A 16,459-nucleotide genomic window follows, 5' to 3' on the forward strand; every position below is an offset into this window, starting at 1 on the left:
ATGTCATCTACTCAGCCTGGTGGGGGGCAGGACGCACTCGTCCTGCCCCCCACCAGCGAACTCGAACTCGACCGGCGGCTGTATCGGCGTCGGCAGACCGGACGATCGATTCTGATCAGCGCGGGGAGCACTCTGGTGTTCGCCGTAGTGGTCTGGCAGGTGCTGGTGCGTTCGCCGGGTTGGGCCGTCACCCAGCAGACCTTCTTCGACCCAACCCTCTTCGCCCAGGCGATTCCGCTGGTGGCCGGGGGCATGCTGCTCAACTTGGAGATCCTCTTCTTCTCCGTCATCGGGGTGGCGCTGCTTGCCGTGATCCTGGCCGGCATGCGGAGCCTGCGGGGACCGGTACTCTTTCCGCTGCGCTTCTTGGCCGCCGCCTACACCGATCTGTTTCGCGGGACGCCCTTTCTGATCGTGCTGTATCTGGTGGGGTTCGGCATTCCGGCGCTGGGCTTCACCGATCAGATCATTCCGGTGGAGTTGCTGGGCGGGGTGGCCCTGGTGCTCACCTACTCGTCCTATGTGGCCGAGGTGTTGCGAGCCGGCATCGAAGCCGTACATCCGTCCCAGCGGTTGGCGGCGCGCTCGCTCGGGTTGAGCCACTATGGGACTCTCCGGCTTGTGGTGTTGCCGCAGGCGATCCGCAAGGTGACGCCAGCGCTGATGAACGACTTCGTTTCCATGCAGAAGGACGTCGGGCTGGTCTCGATCCTGGGCGGGATCGACGCGGTCCGCAGCGCGCAGGATCTGGTCTCGCTCACGTACAACTACACCCCGTATGTGGTGGCCGGTCTGGCTTTCGTCGTCCTGAGTTGGCCGTTCATCCGGCTGACCGACTGGCTCACTGCTCGGCAGCAGGCCCGCGAGCAGATCGGGGGGCTGGTCTGATGAGCCAACCGGTGCTCGAGATGCACGGCATCGTCAAGGTCTATGGCAACAACCCGGTGCTGCGCGGGGTCGACTTGGCCGTCCATCAGCACGAGGTCGTGGTGTTGATCGGGGCGTCCGGCTCGGGCAAGTCGACGCTGCTGAAGACGGTGAACCTGCTGGAGCGGATCGACGACGGTCAGATCCTCCTGTCCGGCACCGACATCAGCGATCCGCGGGTCAAGGCGGACGCCGTCCGGGCCCGGATCGGCGTGGTCTTCCAGCACTACAACCTGTTCCCGCACTTGTCGGTCCTGGACAACGTGACTCTGGCCCTGCGCAAGGTGCACGGCGTCGGCAAGGCCGAAGCCGCCGAGCGCGGACGAACGGTGCTGGCCCGGATCGGGCTGGCCGACCGTGCCGACTCCTACCCCGACCGGCTCTCCGGCGGCCAGCAGCAGCGGGTCGCCATCGCCCGGGCCATCGCCACCGATCCGGAACTGCTGCTGCTCGATGAGATCACCAGCGCCCTGGACCCGATGCTGGTCGGCGAGGTGCTCGACCTGGTCGGAGAGCTGAAGGCGGCCGGATCGACGATCGTGATGGCCACCCACGAGATGGACTTCGCCCGCCGGGTCGCCGACCGGGTGCTGTTCCTGTCCGGTGGACGGGTGATCGAGGAGGGGCCGGCGGCGCAGGTGCTCGATGCGCCCACCCAGCCCGAGACGATCGAGTTCCTCCGCCGCACGATGCGCTGACCCGCGTCAGTCCGTCCCGTCCGCCGACTGTGGCGACCCGGGCGCTCTGAACCGGGCACGGGTGCGCGTTCAGTAGAGCCAGGGACGCATGCGCGGGTCAAGGTCGGGCCGGGGAGCCGCCGACGGTCGGTTCGGGTCGACATCGTTGAGCAGCCGTTGTGGAAGTTGTTCGCCGGTCCGGCGGGCGAACAGTCTGCGGAGCAGCTCGCGCAGGCGAGGGCGATCCTCGCTGCACTGCTGATGTGCTTCGGTGGGGATGGTCCAGGTCGTCATGCTGCGACCGTAGGATGGTAACCGGACGATCTACTTCCGGATAAGTCCAGCAATCTCCCACGTGCCAGGAGAGACCATGGCTGCCGACTCGAGCCCGACCGCGCGGGCGTTGCTGGTCCTCGAGTTGCTGCAGAACCGGCCGGGCACCACGGCCGCCGAGCTGGCTGAGGCGCTCGGGGTCACCGAGCGCGCGGCCCGCCGCTACATCGGCATCCTGCGCGAGGCCGAGATCCCGGTGGAGTCCAGTCGTGGTCGCTATGGCGGCTACGCGCTGGGCCGGGGCGTCCGGCTGCCACCTCTGGTGTTCTCGGCCACCGAGGCTCTCGGAGTGGTGATGGCCGTGCTGGAGGGCTATCACGATGCGGCCGACACCGCCGATCCGGTCGGCAATGCCCTGCGCAAGATCATGCGCGCCCTGCCCGAGGCGGTCGCCGCCCAGGCTGAGTTGGTCCGTCGGACGGCGCGGCGGGTGCAGAGTCGGCGGATCGATCCGCCCGACCCGGGCATCACCGCGGAGCTGGTGGCGGCCAGCGCGGCCCGCCGGGTCGTCCGGCTGGACTACCGGATCGAACCCGACAGGCAGTGGTCGAGCGAGGTCGAACCCTGGGCGGTGCTGGTCCGTGAGGGTCGCTGGTACCTGCTGTGCCAGCGGCTCGGTTCGGGGGCGACCCGCACCTATCGGCTGGATCGGATCCGCAAGGTCGAGGTGCGCGAGCAGACCTTCGAACCACCTTCGGACCTCGACCCGGTCGCCGAACTGGAGCGCAACTTCGCCTCCGGCTACTCCTACCCGGTGGAGGTGGTGATCGAGGCTCCGATCGACGAACTGACCGAGCTGTCCCGGACCGTCGGGGAGCTCTCCTCGATCGACGAGAGCCACACTCGGTTGATCGCCACCACCGGTGACCCGGCCTACTACGCCGAGATCCTGGCCGGGATCTCGCACCCGTTCACGGTGGTGCGCGGGCCGGAACTTGCCGCGGCCGTGGTGGCGCTGGGGGAGCGGCTGGTCCGCGCCGGCCGTCCGACCCCGGGCTGAACCCGACTCTGGGGGGGGCCAGGAGGCCCGGGCCAGTGGCCGGACGTGCAGGGTAGGAGTGCTGCGTCCAACATATGAGCAACGGGTTGCGGTACCCGTTCCGAAATGGTTCGACCAGAAGGTCACTCGGGGTCGGGACGATATGGTGAAGGCATGACCGACACGCCGTTGCTTCTTGCCGGCGACTTCGCCACTCCCTCCGCAGCTGATTGGGAGGTTGAGGTCCTCAAGGTCCTCAACCGGCGTCGTCCAGAAGGCACAGAACTCACCGTTGAGCAGGCGATGGCCCGACTCCGCACCACCACCGCGGACGGGCTTCGCATCGAGCCTCTCTACACCGAATCCGACATCCCGCTGGGACATCCCGGAGTAATGCCGTTCACTCGCGGCACCATGACCAAGACCAGTCCGGCTACCGGCTGGGACGTCCGTCAGCTCCATGAGGATCCCGATGCGGCCTACACCAAGGCTCAGATCCTGGCTGACCTCGAGCGTGGTGCCACCTCCGTGTGGCTGCGCCTCGGCTCGGACGCCATCGCGCCGTCCGACCTGGCCGCCGTGCTCGATGAGGTCGATCCCAACCTGGCGCCGATCTCGGTGAGCAGCGTCGAGGATCAGGTGGCCGCCGCGAAGGCGCTGGCCGACTACCTGGCGGCCAAGGGTGCCCACCATGCCGCCGGCAGCTTCGGGCTGGACGCGCTGGGCGCGGCCGCTCGCACCGGTGCCGCCGCAGACCTCGGCCCGCAGGCCGAGTGGGTGGCCAAGGCCCTGGCCGAGTTCCCGGGCGTCCGGGCGCTGACCGTGGACGCGCTGCCCTACGACGACGCCGGAGCCGGCGACATCGATCAGCTCGCCTTCGCCATCGCCACCGGTGTGGCTTACCTGCGCGACCTGGAAGCCGCCGGGATCTCCCCGGAGAAGGCCTTCGGCCAGTTCGCCTTCCGGGTCAGTGCCAACACCGACCAGTTCACCACCATCGCCCGACTGCGCGCGCTGCGTCGCCTGTGGGCGCGGGTCGGCGAGGTCAGTGGCGTCCCGGCCAATGCCCGCGGTGCAGTTCAGCACGCGGTCACCAGCTGGCGGATGATCACCCGCGACGATCCGTGGGTGAACCTGCTCCGCGGCACCATCGCCACCTTCGCCGCCGCCGTCGGTGGCGCCGAGATCGTCACCACGCTGCCGTTCGACACCGCCTGGGGCCTGCCCAACGAGGTCAGCCGTCGACTGGCTCGCAACACGCAGCTGGTCGCCGCTGAGGAGTCCAACATCGGACGGGTCGCCGACCCGGCCGGCGGCTCCTGGTACGTCGAGCAGCTCACCGATCAGCTGGCCAACAAGGCCTGGGCGACCTTCGTCGAGATCGAGGCTGCCGGTGGCATGGCCGCCGCGCTGTCCTCGGGCCTGGTCGCCGACAAGATCGCCGGCGTCAGCACCGAGCGGGCCAAGCGCCTGTCCACCCGCAAGCTGCCGCTGACCGGCGTCAGCATGTTCCCCAAGGCCGACGAAGAGCCGGTCAAGGCCAAGCCGCGTCCGGCCGCTCCGGCCCGGGCCGGGCTGCCCGCACACCGCGACGCCGAGGTCTTCGAGGCGCTCCGGGATCGGGCCGCTGCTGCTCCCAGCAAGCCGGAAGTCTTCCTGGCCTGCCTGGGTGCTCGTCGCGACTTCGGTGGTCGGGAGACCTTCACTGCAGCCCTGCTCGGCGTCGGTGGCATCGTCACCCCGTCCAGCGAGGGTGGCACGCCTGAGGAGATCGCCGCCAAGGCGTCCGCCGCGGGTGCCAAGTTCGTGATCCTGTGCTCCTCGGCCAAGATCTACGCCGACCAGGCCGTCCCGGTGGCCCGGGCGCTCAAGGCTGCCGGTGTGGGCACTGTCTACATCGCCGGACGCAAGAAGGAGACCGGGGCCGCTGACGTCGACGACGTGATCGACGGCGAGGTCTTCGACGGGATGGATGTGGTCGCCTTCCTTGGCGAGGCCATGGACCGGATGGGAGTTGCCAAATGAGCACGATCCCCAACTTCAGCGGCATCGAGCTGGGCGCGCCGGTGCCCCCGGCCGACTCGGCCGAGCAGTTCCAGGCGATCCTGGAGGCCGGTACCCACACCGAGGGGTGGCAGACCCCGGAGCACATCCTGGTTCCGCCGCTGTTCGACGAGAGCGCCTATGAGGGACTGGACTTCCTGAAGACCTACCCGGGCATCCCGCCGTTCCTGCGTGGCCCCTACGCCACCATGTACGTCAACCAGCCGTGGACGATCCGGCAGTACGCCGGCTTCTCCACCGCCGAGGAGTCCAACGCCTTCTACCGGCGCAACCTGGCCGCCGGCCAGAAGGGCCTGTCGATCGCCTTCGACCTGGCCACCCACCGTGGCTACGACTCCGATCATCCGCGGGTGACCGGTGACGTCGGTATGGCCGGTGTGGCCGTGGACTCGATCCTCGACATGCGTCAGCTGTTCGACGGCATCCCGCTGGACCAGATGTCGGTGTCGATGACCATGAACGGCGCGGTGCTGCCGGTCCTGGCTCTGTACGTCGTCGCGGCCGAGGAGCAGGGGGTGAAGTTGGAGCAGCTGCAGGGAACGATCCAGAACGACATCCTCAAGGAGTTCATGGTTCGTAACACCTACATCTACCCGCCGACCCCGTCCATGCGGATCATCGCCGACATCTTCTCGTTCACTTCCGCGAACATGCCGAAGTTCAACTCGATCTCGATTTCTGGCTACCACATGCAGGAGGCCGGCGCGACCGCCGACATCGAGATGGCCTACACCCTGGCCGACGGCGTGGAGTACATCCGCGCCGGTGAGTCGGTGGGCCTGAAGGTGGACCAGTTCGCTCCGCGACTGAGCTTCTTCTGGGCTGTGGGGATGAACTTCTTCATGGAGGTCGCCAAGTTCCGTGCGGCCCGCCTCCTGTGGGCCCGCCTGGTGCGGGACTTCGAGCCGAAGAACCCCAAGTCGATGAGCCTGCGCACGCACAGCCAGACCTCTGGCTGGTCGCTGACCGCCCAGGACGTGTTCAACAACGTGATGCGCACCTGCCTGGAGGCCATGGCCGCCACTCAGGGGCACACCCAGTCGCTGCACACCAATGCTCTGGACGAGGCCATCGCCCTGCCGACCGACTTCTCGGCCCGGATCGCCCGTAACACCCAGCTGTTCATTCAGCAGGAGTCGGGCACCTGCCGCACCGTCGATCCGTGGGCCGGCAGCGCCTACATCGAGCGGTTGACCTACGACCTGGCCAAGAAGGCCTGGGACCTGATCCAGGAGGTCGAGGCGGCCGGTGGTATGGCCAAGGCCATCGAGGCGGGCATCCCGAAGATGCGCATCGAGGAGGCCGCGGCCCGTACCCAGGCCCGGATCGACTCGGGTCGTCAGCCGCTGATCGGCGTCAACAAGTACACCGTGGACAACGACGTGTTGCCCGAGGTGCTCAAGGTCGACAACGCCAGCGTCCGCGATCAGCAGATCGAGAAGCTGAAGCGGCTGCGTGCCGAGCGCGACCAGGCGGCCACCGATGCCGCCCTGGAGAAGCTCACCTGGGCCGCGGCGAACCCCGACCCGACCGACGCCGATCGCAACCTGCTGAAGCTGGCCATCGACGCGGCTCGCGCCAAGGCCAGTGTCGGTGAGATCTCCGACGCGCTGGAGAAGGTGTTCGGCCGCTACACGGCCAACATCCGTACCATCTCCGGTGTGTACAACTCCGAGTCCGGCTCCACCGAGGCCGTGACCAAGGCTCGCGCCATGGTCGACGATTTCGAGAAGGCTGAGGGACGTCGTCCCCGGATCCTGGTAGCCAAGATGGGTCAGGACGGACACGACCGTGGCCAGAAGGTGATTTCGACCGCCTTCGCCGACCTCGGCTTCACCGTGGACGTCGGCCCGCTGTTCCAGACTCCTGAGGAGACCGCTCGGCAGGCTGTCGAGTCCGACGTGCACGTGGTCGGAGTCTCCTCGCTGGCTGCCGGTCACCTCACCTTGGTGCCGGCGCTACGCAAGGCGCTGGACGAGCTGGGCCGTCCGGACATGATGATCGTCGTGGGTGGCGTGATTCCTCCGGCCGACTTTGAGGAGTTGTACGCCAAGGGTGCGGATGCGATCTACCCGCCCGGTACGGTGATTCCGGACTCGGCGATCGGCCTGCTCACCAAGCTGCGCGAGCGTCTCGACGCCGTCTGATTGACCGATGATGGGTCGAGCCTGCTGGGTTTCCGGCAGGCTCGACCTGTCTAGAGCCCGGCCCGCAGATACTGGACATGTCCAGTATCTGCACCGGGTTCGGCCAACCGAATGCGCGTGTCCGCCACCAGTACGCGATGAACGAGCAGAGTATGGACGAGATGACTGAAGCCAAGGAGCCGCTCTACCTGCGGTCGGACCCGACGCCGGGACGGCAGTACGGCGACGCCGTGCCGCCTCGGCGTGACCCTGCGGTGGTGAAGCGTCCGCATCTGGATCCCGAGCTGTTGGCGCAGCGGATCCGGGCCGGTGAGCGGACGGCGATCGCGCGAGCCATCACCCTTGTCGAGTCCAGCAAGCCGGCTCACCACGACCTGGCCGCCGACCTGCTGCGGATTCTGCGCCCGGACACCGGCAAGGCCATTCGGGTCGGCATCACTGGCGTCCCTGGCGCAGGCAAGTCCACCTTCATCGACTCCCTCGGCCGTCGGCTGATCGACCAGGGTCATCGGATCGCGGTGCTGGCCGTCGATCCGACCTCGGCCAAGACCGGTGGCTCGATCCTGGGCGACCGGACCCGGATGGGGGAGTTGGCCCAATCCGATCAGGCCTTCATCCGGCCCTCACCGGCCGGCAGCCATCTGGGTGGCGTCGCCCGCACCACGCGCGAATCGATGCTGGTGCTGGAGGCGGCCGGCTACGACGTCGTCCTGGTCGAGACCGTCGGCGTCGGCCAGTCCGAGGTCGCCGTGGCCGGCATGGTCGACACCTTCTTGCTGATCACCTTGGCTCGGGCCGGGGATCAGCTGCAGGGGATCAAGCGCGGCATCCTGGAGATGGCCGACGTGATCACCGTGAACAAGGCCGATGGCGACCATGAGTCCGAGGCCCGGGTCACCGCCCGCGAACTGTCCATCGCCATGAAGCTGATCACCTCCGACCCCAAGGCCACCCGTCCGCCGGTGCTGACCTCGAGCTCGCTGACCGGCAAGGGCCTGGACGAGGTGTGGCAGGCGATCCTGGATCACCGTGCGCGCCTGGAGGCCGCCGGACAGCTGCAGGCCCGCCGAGCCAAGCAGCAGCGCGAATGGCTGTGGGCCCTGGTTCACGGCGAACTCGAGGACGCCCTGCGCGTCTCTCCGGCGGTGAACGCGATCCGCGCCCAGCTGGAGGCCGAAGTCGAGTCCGGTGAGCTGTCCGCCCTGGAGGCTTCGGACGCGATCCTGGCCGCCTTCGTCCGCGACGCCGAGGACCTGCTGCGCCACTAGCTTCTCGCCGCAGACTCATCGGCGGGCGAGCCTGTCAGACAGCGATCCCGGGGGAGGTGCCCCGGCTGGACACTTCGCGGACAACATCCAGCGACGCACGAGCTGGGCTGAGCGCTCGACCTACGGTTGACGGCGAGTGAAGGGATCAGCCATGAGTACCCTGCCAACCGGTGTCGTGATCGGTGTCGCTGTGCTCCTGCTGGGCATCAGCGGCTGCTCGTCGGCTCCGGTCAACGTCGCTGCCGAGGTGGCTGTGGGTGCGCCGGCTGCCATGCCCGCGGATCATGCGACGAGGCCCGCACTCGGCACTGACCGGACCGTCCACCCGGCCGAGTCATGGAGTGCGCCGGACAGCGGGGCCAAGGTCTCGCACGGAAGCGGCATTGTCGAGTTCGTGGGCAGCAGCAGCATCACGGCGATCGCCGCCCACTCTGACTTGGCTGTTCGCGGCACCGTCACCGCGGTGTCCTACACCCATGTCGATGGTCAGCCGTACACGCTCAGTGACGTCAAGGTCAGCGAGGTCTTGGCCGGTGATGCCAAGGTTGGCGACCTGATCACCATCGTCCAGCCAGGCGGCTACATCCCGCTGCGGATCGAACTCGCGACCGGACAGATCGACCGGTCCCGAGTCGACCCGAGCCTCACCCAGGCTGAGATCGACGCCAGTTTCAACGCGTACCACTGGGATGGTCAGCGGTTCCCCGAGGTCGGCGACGACTCGATCTACTTCCTCACTGAACTGACCAAGGCCAAAGCCAAGAGTGTCGTCGCGTCCACGTCCTTGACGGGTACTTACTTCCGCGGCTGGAGCGATGCCGGCCAGTTCCGCGCCACTGAGCGCAATGGCGGCGAGGCCTTCACCCGCCACGTCGACCCGGCCGAGGTCGTTCCCGGCGACCCCGACACCGGGGCCACTATCTCGGTGACTCGTCTGCGGGAAGTCGCTCAGCAGATCCAGAGCTAGCAGCTCGCCGGCGCAGCGGCACTAGCGCAGACGCTGCTTCAGCTCCAGGACGATCGGAACCTGGCTTGTCGGCACGTCCGGTAGGCGCAGGGTCACCGGGAGTGACTTGCCGGTCGGGGCCGTCGTGGCAACGCGTTCGCGCAGGGTGTCGTCCAGGTCGGGGCTGGCCAGGACGGTCTCGCGCAGTCGCGCCGGGAAGTAGAAGGTGATCCGAGCCAGGCCCGGCTCTACGCTCATCCAGGCCATGGTGGCCTTGCCGCGGGTGGCCTTGGCCAGCCAGCCACCGTCGCGGTAGTAGCGCCAGGCCACGTCCACCCCGGCGTTGGCGAAGGCGTCCAGGGCTTCCTGCCAGGCGGCATCGGTGTCGCCGAGCACCTCGGCGATGGCCTCGGGGGTCGGTGGCTGGGATTGGTCGCGGAACGCTTGGCCCATGGCGCAACGATAGGACGACGGCGCCGCGAGCGTCGGCGAGTTGGCCCGATGGCTGACCCGGTCCCCGAGCAAGGAGCAGTTCCCGATGAGCGACCGCATTCTGGTGGTGGTCGGCCACCCGCTGGCCGGCAGCCTCAGCCACGAGCTGGGCCAGCGCTATGCCGAGGCGGCCCGCGCTGCCGGAGCCGAGGTGCGGGTGCGGGATCTGTCCGAGCGCCAGCCGCAGAACCCGCCGGACCGGGCGAGTCTGCGCTCGGTCCGCGAGGATCGCAGCTGGCTGGAGCCGTCCGTGGCCGCCGACCTGGCCGACCTGGAGTGGGCGCAGCACATCCTGATCGTGTTCCCGCAGTGGTGGGGGCTGTATCCCGCGGTGCTGAAGGCCTGGATCGATCGCACCTTCGTCTCCGGAGCGACCTACCGCTCAACGGCCGGCTACCGCTGGGAGCCGCTGCTCACCGGACGCACGGCTCGGCTGATCATGACCTGCGATGTGCCTCGGTTCTACAACCAGCTGGTCTACCGGGATGCCGCCATCACCGCGCTGCGCCGGGCCACCCTGGGTTACTGCGGGATCAAGACGATCGGCGCCAGTCGGTTCACCCCGGTGAAGACCTCCACCCCGCAACTGCGGGCGAAGTGGTTGGCTAAGGCAGAGCAGTTCGGCACCGTGGACGCCGGCCGATAGTCGGCGACAGCCACCGCCCCTAGGTTTCTCGGGCCGACTCGGACCCGCACCCGCTCTGGACGGCTCCGCGGGGCCATCTCACCTCGTGTCAGCGCCGATGTTGTCGTTATCAGGCGGGTGGCGAGACGCTGAGCCGATGCGACCGCCGATGTTGTCGATATGAGCCCCCATGGAGGCCTCGATAGCGACAAAGTCGGCGGTCGCGCGTGAGCCGGGTCCTGGCACGGCCTTGATAACGACGAAATCGGCGGCCGAACCAGCCAAACGACGCCGGAGGCCTCGCCCGCCGAACGGACCGAGCCGGAGCGAGCCTTCACACCACGGACGCCCGGCGCTAGATCACCAGGATGTCGAAATCGCCCTGACTACGGAGAACCTCGGCGTAGTGGGCGCGCTGCTCGGGGGTCGGCTCGACCAGCGGCACCGGGGACGGTCGGACGCCATGAGCCCGGAACCCGATGAGCTTCAGCCGCATCCTCGGGTTGATCTCGGCCAGCCAGGCGCCGGTGCGAGCCAGCAGCTCGTCGGAGTCATTGGCTCCGGCGGCCAGCAGGAGTCGTACCTCGTGCAGCTTGCCGCGACCGGCCAACAGCCGGATCGACTCCAGCACCTCGGCATTGCCCGAGCCGACCAGCTCGCGGTGAATGGCGTCGTCGAAGCACTTCAGGTCGATCATGGCCGCGTCCAGCACGGGATCCAGCTCGTCCCAGACCGCCGGTGAAGCGGCCCCGTTGGAGTCGACGAAGCAGGTCAGCCGGGACAGGCTCGGATCGGCCTTGATCGCGGCGAACAGGGCTGCCACGAAGCCGGCCTGCTGAGTGGCCTCGCCACCGGAGACCGTGACCCCCGAAATGAATGGGACGTTCGGGTGCAGCTGCTCCAGCACCTCGGCCACCTGCATGGTCCGCGCCTTCGGGGTGGAGTCGTAGGGGCAGATCCGGATGCAGGCCTCTTCGCCGGTGCAGCGGTCGGGGTTCCAGACCACCCGTCCGCCCACCACGTCCAGCGCCGAGGAGCCGCAGGCGTCCACGCATACCCCGCAGTCATTGCAGAGGTTGATGGTGTACGGGTTGTGGCAGGCCAGACAGTTGAAGTTGCAGCCCTGGGTGAACACCACGAACCGGTTCCCCGGCCCATCGACGGCGGAGAACTCGATGACGCCGCTGATCTGCCCGGTCGGGCTCACCCGCGGGGGCTGGACTCGGCCGAAACCACCCGCTTCACGGCACGAGTGGTGACGGTGTGGTTGATCTCGGCAGTGGCGGCCAGGTAGTCGCTGGAATGCCGGGCGCCGTGCTCGGCGATCCCGACCAGGTCGGACTTGCGGACCAGGTAGCCGGTGATCCGGATGAACTCGTTGGAATCCAGGTTGAAGGTGAAGTCGCGCATCCCGATCGACAGCGCGCCGCGGATCACGTCCACTCCCAGACCCGCGAGATGTGGCCGGCCGCCCGCGAGCGCTTCGGCACTGCGGACGCTCGGCGCTAGATCAATACGAGCTGCAGATGGGCACGAGGACTGGGGTAAGCCCGCTGGCGAAGCTCCCACCGGAAGCAGTGCTCGTTCCGCGACTGCGGTGCAGCGGACAATACGTGGCCATTTCGGTGTCTCCGCTTTGGGGCCGTCCTACTGCACTATGCTGTCAGTCGGTCACAATCACGAAGGAGTGGTAAGTGTTATCGAAGTTCAGACGACCAATGAGGTCCGCGGCTGTCCTATTGGCCCTCGTATCACTAACTGCGCTGTCGGTCACTCCAGCGCAGGCCGCCTCCAGTCAGTGCGAGAGTGCGGGATCCACGATCACGAGGTGCTATTACGTGGACGGATATACGGCACAGTCGAAGTGGATCGTGTTCAATGACAGTATGGAGAACGACCTCTATACAGAAAAGGGACACCTGTCCTGCACGGCAACCGAGTCCAAGACGGACAGGTTCACCGTCTCTGTGAAGGTCTCTGGCGAGGTGGGTAACTTCCTATTTGCCAAGGCCGACGTGGAGGTCGGTGGAGAGATTCAGCACGAGGTGACAACTGGGTACGTCACCACCGGCGACATGACGGTCCCGGCCCGAACTATCATGTACTGTGATCGGGGAACGGTTCGAGACAAGTTCGCCGCCCACTACACTGACACGAACTGCAGTTCCTCCGGCTGCGCAGCGCCCGTGCGCCACAACTTCACGATAACAAGCCCCGTCACGAAGCGTTGGTGGTTCCACAGCGAGCGGATCTAGTGCGCACGCGTCTGGCCGCCTTCTATGCCTTGGTGTTGCTGAGCCTCACTTCTTGGAGCGGGTGCTCAGCCTACGCCCCAAGAAGTGAGCCAGGAGGGCCGTCGTACGAGCCTGCAGCTCCGGGTGAATCGAGTGACACCGGCCTGGAGATCAAGCATGGCGATGAGATAGTCAGAGTCTCGCGTGGGACTGGTGGAGTTTCCAGTAGCGCCGACGTACCAGCATCTGGTGGCTCGGTGGTGCTCTATGTAGTCTGCATGTCTGCGGGACGATTCCGTGTGATTAACGCTCATAGCGGAACTGAATGGGTGGTGGATTGCAACGGAGCGACTAATCGAAGGGAGTATCTCACTGATATGGCTTCACTGCAGTTTCGGTTTCAGGTCGATGATGGAGCGAAATGGGTGTGGGCAGTTGCTCGTAAGCAGTGACGCCTCCTGGGCAAGGTAGTCGGATAAGGTGGGCTCGAGTTGCCGGGTTGTAGCGACGGGCAGGGCGTTCACGTGGCTGAGGTGTGAATGGCTTGGTCGCGTGCTGCCGTCGAGCTAATCACCTGGTAGAAGAACTCGGAACAGCCTCCTTTTCGGAGGGGAATCGATTGAGATCGAGAGCTTTATGAGCAATCGCGCATGAGTGCCCATGGCTCGAGTGAGGCCATCTGGGGTGGCCATGGCCCGGCCAAGTTCAAGCGCACCCCCGCTCAAGCAGCTCAGGCGCCACTACCACCGTGTATGCGACCGTCTACAACGACTTCTCGATTGTGGTGTCGAACAACCCGTCGTAGTCGATGGCGCAAGAGGGCCGCCCGGCCTATGACGTGCTGGGCGGCCCTCTTGCGTTCTCTCAGAGCATGAGTGGGAGCGACCGGCTCTAGGTCACAACTGGGTATCAGCTTGTCACACTGGCGACGACTGGGAAGCGACTGCCCCATCGACGTGGCTAGAGTGCTGACGCCGGGTTTGAGTCCATGACCCGCGTGTACTCGTTGCCAAGGAGGCATCTTCGTGAAGAAGTCTTTGATTATTCCGGCCGCTCTCGGAGCAGTCGCACTCACCTTCGCCGGCTGTGCAACGCCGCCGCCGGTCGCGACCGGCTCCACGCCCGCCACGAGCAGCGCTACGACGTCCGATTTCAAGGCATGCATGGTCTCGGACCTTGGCGGCTTCGACGACAAGTCGTTCAACCAGACCTCCCACGACGGCCTGGTCAAGGCGGGCACCGAGCTGGGCATCCAGACCGCCCAGGTGCAGTCCAAGGCTGAGGCCGACTACGCGCAGAACATCAAGTCGATGGTTGACGCGAAGTGCAACGTGATCATCACTGTCGGCTTCCTGCTGGGCGATGCAACCCAGGCTGCCGCGAAGCAGTACCCGGACGTGAAGTTCGCGATCGTCGATTACGCCTACGAGAAGCCCGAGTCGAACCTCAAGGGCCTCGTCTTCAACACCGGTGAGCCGTCCTTCCTGGCCGGCTATGCAGCGGCGTCACTCAGCAAGACCGGCAAGGTTGGCACGTTCGGTGGTGCGAAGATCCCCTCGGTAACCGCGTTCATGACCGGCTTCGCCCAGGGCGTCGCCAAGTACAACAAGGACAAGGGCAAGGACATCAAGGTCCTCGGCTGGGATGAAGCCAAGAAGGATGGGTCCTTCATCCCCGGCCAGAACCCATTCCAGGACGTGGCTGGCGGCAAGCAGGTCGCCAACAACCTCGTCTCCCAGGGTGCGGATGTTCTGCTCCCCGTTGCAGGTAGCGCAGGCGAGGGTGCGCTCCAGGTGGCGCAGGCCAGCGGCGGCAAGGTCGGCTCGATGTGGGTCGACACCGACGGTTGCACCAGTCAGGCCAAGTACTGTGCGGTGATCCCGACCTCGGTTGGCAAGGCCATGGACGTGGCTGTGTACCAGGCGATCAAGGATGCCAAGGATGGCAAGTTCAGCAACGAGCCATTCGTTGGCACGCTTGCGAACGCTGGCGTGTTCCTGGCTCCGTTCCACGACTGGGATAGCAAGGTAAGCGCGGACACCAAGTCTGAGCTCGACAAGATCAAGGCTGACATCGTCGCTGGGACGATCAAGATCGCATAGCGATCGTTCGCGACACGGAGGAGGGGGGCTGCACGTCTCCCTCCTCTGCCGTACCTGGCCCGCGAGGTGCGTGCCACAACGGCTGGAATCTGGAAGGATCAGGGCGTGCCAGACAAGCCCACGAGGGGTCTCCAGCTCCGCGAGATCACGAAGAAGTTCGGCGACTTTGTCGCCAATGATGTTGTCGACCTGGACATTCGCCCCGGCGAGATTCACTGCCTCCTTGGCGAGAACGGTGCCGGCAAGTCCACGCTGATGAATGTGCTCTACGGCTTGCTTCAGCCCGACGGCGGGCAGATTGTGGTAGATGGGGTCGAGCAGCACTTCGCCAACCCACGGCAGGCCATGGCGGCCGGGATCGGCATGGTCCACCAGCACTTCATGCTGGTGGAGGTGTTCACGGTCGCGGAGAACCTGATTCTCGGCCGCGAGCCCGGCCCCGTGGTCGACCTGCGCGCCGCCCGGGTCAAGGTGGCCGAGCTCTCGGAGCGCTACAACCTTCCGGTCAACCCGGACGCGTTCATTGAGGACCTGCCCGTCGGGGTCCAGCAGCGTGTGGAGATACTGAAAGCCCTAGCGAACGACGCCGAGTACCTGATCTTCGACGAGCCGACGGCGGTGCTCACGCCGCAGGAGACCGACGACCTAATGGACGTCATGAAGAAGCTCCGCGACGACGGAAAGGCGATCGTATTCATCACCCACAAGCTTCGCGAGGTGCGCGCCATCGCCGACCGCATCACGGTGCTGCGGCGCGGCCGGGTCGTAGGCTACGCCGATCCCGGGACGCCGGAGAACAAGCTCGCCGAACTCATGGTCGGCCGGGCGGTCGACCTGCAGATCAGCAAGCCGCCGGCAGCCGCCGGTGACGTTCGGCTGCGTGTGGAGGGCCTCAGTGTGGCTGATCCCAACGGTTCGGTCGTTGTCGACGACCTCGACTTCGAGGTGCGGGCCGGCGAGATCCTGTGCGTGGCGGGTGTCCAGGGCAACGGCCAGTCCGAGCTCGCCGACGCTCTGCTGGGGAGTAACGCCGACGTCATCGCCGGCACGATCTCTCTGGACGGCGTCGACATCACTCACGCCCGTCCGCGCGAGACGATCGCCGCCGGGCTCGGCTTCGTCCCGGAGGACCGCCAGCACGACGGCTTCGTCGGCTCGTTCACGGTTGCCGAGAACCTCGTGCTGAACCGCTTCCGCGACCGTCCGTTCGCGAACGGCCTTGCGCTCGACCTCAAGGCCGTCGCCGAGAACGCGACGGCGCTGGTCGACCAGTACGACATCCGGACAGAGTCGATTGCAAAGCCGGCCGGGCAGCTCTCCGGCGGCAACGCCCAGAAGCTGGTCCTTGCCCGTGAACTCTCCCGCGACCTGGCGCTGCTCGTTGCCAGCCAGCCGACCCGCGGAGTCGACGTCGGGGCCATCGAGTTCCTGCACCGGCGGATTGTTGAGGAGCGTGACACCGGGGCAGCCGTGCTGATCTTCTCCACCGAGCTGGAGGAGGTCGAGGCTCTCGCCGATCGTGTCCTGGTGATGTATCGCGGGCACGCCGTCGGCGTGGTCGATCCTGGCACCCCCCGGGAGGTGCTCGGTCTGATGATGGCCGGTGTGCCGTACAACGAGGCGATCGCCGGCAACTCCGGCGGCCGTGAGGCGGAGGGGGAGTAG

At 66.6% G+C, this 16,459-nt stretch carries 15 protein-coding genes; 11 read left to right on the plus strand and 4 right to left on the minus strand.

The window, feature by feature from the left end; genetic code table 11:
* Positions 1-888 carry an amino acid ABC transporter permease gene (locus ATK74_RS01830; protein WP_098459450.1) on the plus strand — a complete coding sequence of 296 codons (888 nt, stop codon included), beginning with the start codon at positions 1-3 and terminating at the stop codon, positions 886-888.
* Positions 888-1,625, plus strand: a complete 738-nt coding sequence (locus tag ATK74_RS01835; protein ID WP_098459451.1) for an amino acid ABC transporter ATP-binding protein — start codon at positions 888-890, stop codon at positions 1,623-1,625. Before ATK74_RS01830 ends, ATK74_RS01835 begins: the two co-directional genes overlap by 1 nt.
* Before the next feature lie 69 nt (positions 1,626-1,694).
* Here ATK74_RS01835 and ATK74_RS01840 read toward each other — a convergent pair whose 3' ends face one another.
* Entirely contained in the window at positions 1,695-1,898 is a 204-nt protein-coding gene (locus tag ATK74_RS01840) for a hypothetical protein (RefSeq protein WP_098459452.1), read from the minus strand.
* 76 nt (positions 1,899-1,974) lie between these two features.
* Between ATK74_RS01840 and ATK74_RS01845 the strand changes: the two genes are divergently transcribed.
* The 5 genes from ATK74_RS01845 (at position 1,975) to ATK74_RS01865 (ending at position 9,362) form a co-directional block, all read left to right on the plus strand.
* Positions 1,975-2,937 (plus strand): helix-turn-helix transcriptional regulator, encoded by a 963-nt coding sequence (locus ATK74_RS01845; RefSeq protein WP_098459453.1) that lies wholly within the window; start codon positions 1,975-1,977, stop codon positions 2,935-2,937.
* A gap of 153 nt (positions 2,938-3,090) precedes the next feature.
* A complete protein-coding gene (locus ATK74_RS01850) occupies positions 3,091-4,941 on the plus strand; it encodes a methylmalonyl-CoA mutase family protein (RefSeq protein ID WP_098459454.1) in 1,851 nt (616 codons plus the stop codon).
* A complete protein-coding gene (scpA, locus tag ATK74_RS01855; RefSeq protein WP_098459455.1) occupies positions 4,938-7,127 on the plus strand; it encodes a methylmalonyl-CoA mutase in 2,190 nt (729 codons plus the stop codon). The genes ATK74_RS01850 and scpA overlap by 4 nt, the downstream gene beginning before the upstream one ends.
* 254 nt (positions 7,128-7,381) lie before the next feature.
* Positions 7,382-8,395 (plus strand): methylmalonyl Co-A mutase-associated GTPase MeaB, encoded by a 1,014-nt coding sequence (gene meaB / locus ATK74_RS01860; protein ID WP_425440107.1) that lies wholly within the window; start codon positions 7,382-7,384, stop codon positions 8,393-8,395.
* A 151-nt stretch (positions 8,396-8,546) separates the two neighbouring features.
* Complete coding sequence (locus ATK74_RS01865; protein ID WP_098459456.1) at positions 8,547-9,362, plus strand: hypothetical protein; 816 nt, start codon at positions 8,547-8,549, stop codon at positions 9,360-9,362.
* Between the two features lie 21 nt (positions 9,363-9,383).
* On the opposite strand, the gene ATK74_RS01870 is transcribed toward ATK74_RS01865, so the two are convergent.
* Positions 9,384-9,794 (minus strand): DUF3788 family protein, encoded by a 411-nt coding sequence (locus tag ATK74_RS01870; protein ID WP_169923691.1) that lies wholly within the window; start codon positions 9,792-9,794, stop codon positions 9,384-9,386.
* Positions 9,795-9,879: 85 nt separating this feature from the next.
* Between ATK74_RS01870 and ATK74_RS01875 the strand changes: the two genes are divergently transcribed.
* Positions 9,880-10,479 (plus strand): NAD(P)H-dependent oxidoreductase, encoded by a 600-nt coding sequence (locus ATK74_RS01875; protein WP_098459458.1) that lies wholly within the window; start codon positions 9,880-9,882, stop codon positions 10,477-10,479.
* 334 nt (positions 10,480-10,813) lie between these two features.
* On the opposite strand, the gene ATK74_RS01880 is transcribed toward ATK74_RS01875, so the two are convergent.
* Entirely contained in the window at positions 10,814-11,665 is an 852-nt protein-coding gene (locus ATK74_RS01880; RefSeq protein ID WP_098459459.1) for a YjjW family glycine radical enzyme activase, read from the minus strand.
* Positions 11,662-11,901, minus strand: coding sequence for a glycyl radical enzyme domain-containing protein (locus ATK74_RS01885; RefSeq protein ID WP_245840579.1), 240 nt, complete (start codon positions 11,899-11,901; stop codon positions 11,662-11,664). Before ATK74_RS01885 ends, ATK74_RS01880 begins: the two co-directional genes overlap by 4 nt.
* A gap of 443 nt (positions 11,902-12,344) precedes the next feature.
* On the opposite strand from ATK74_RS01885, the gene ATK74_RS01890 reads away from it, so the two are divergent.
* The 3 genes from ATK74_RS01890 to ATK74_RS01900 all read left to right on the plus strand — a co-directional run bounded on the left by ATK74_RS01890 (position 12,345) and on the right by ATK74_RS01900 (position 16,459).
* Positions 12,345-12,713 (plus strand): hypothetical protein, encoded by a 369-nt coding sequence (locus ATK74_RS01890; protein WP_143483526.1) that lies wholly within the window; start codon positions 12,345-12,347, stop codon positions 12,711-12,713.
* Between the two features lie 1,004 nt (positions 12,714-13,717).
* Positions 13,718-14,794, plus strand: coding sequence for a BMP family lipoprotein (locus ATK74_RS01895; RefSeq protein ID WP_098459461.1), 1,077 nt, complete (start codon positions 13,718-13,720; stop codon positions 14,792-14,794).
* 105 nt (positions 14,795-14,899) lie between these two features.
* Complete coding sequence (locus ATK74_RS01900; protein ID WP_245840582.1) at positions 14,900-16,459, plus strand: ABC transporter ATP-binding protein; 1,560 nt, start codon at positions 14,900-14,902, stop codon at positions 16,457-16,459.

It is taken from the genome of Propionicimonas paludicola (assembly GCF_002563675.1).
In the GTDB taxonomy this organism is placed as follows: domain Bacteria; phylum Actinomycetota; class Actinomycetes; order Propionibacteriales; family Propionibacteriaceae; genus Propionicimonas; species Propionicimonas paludicola.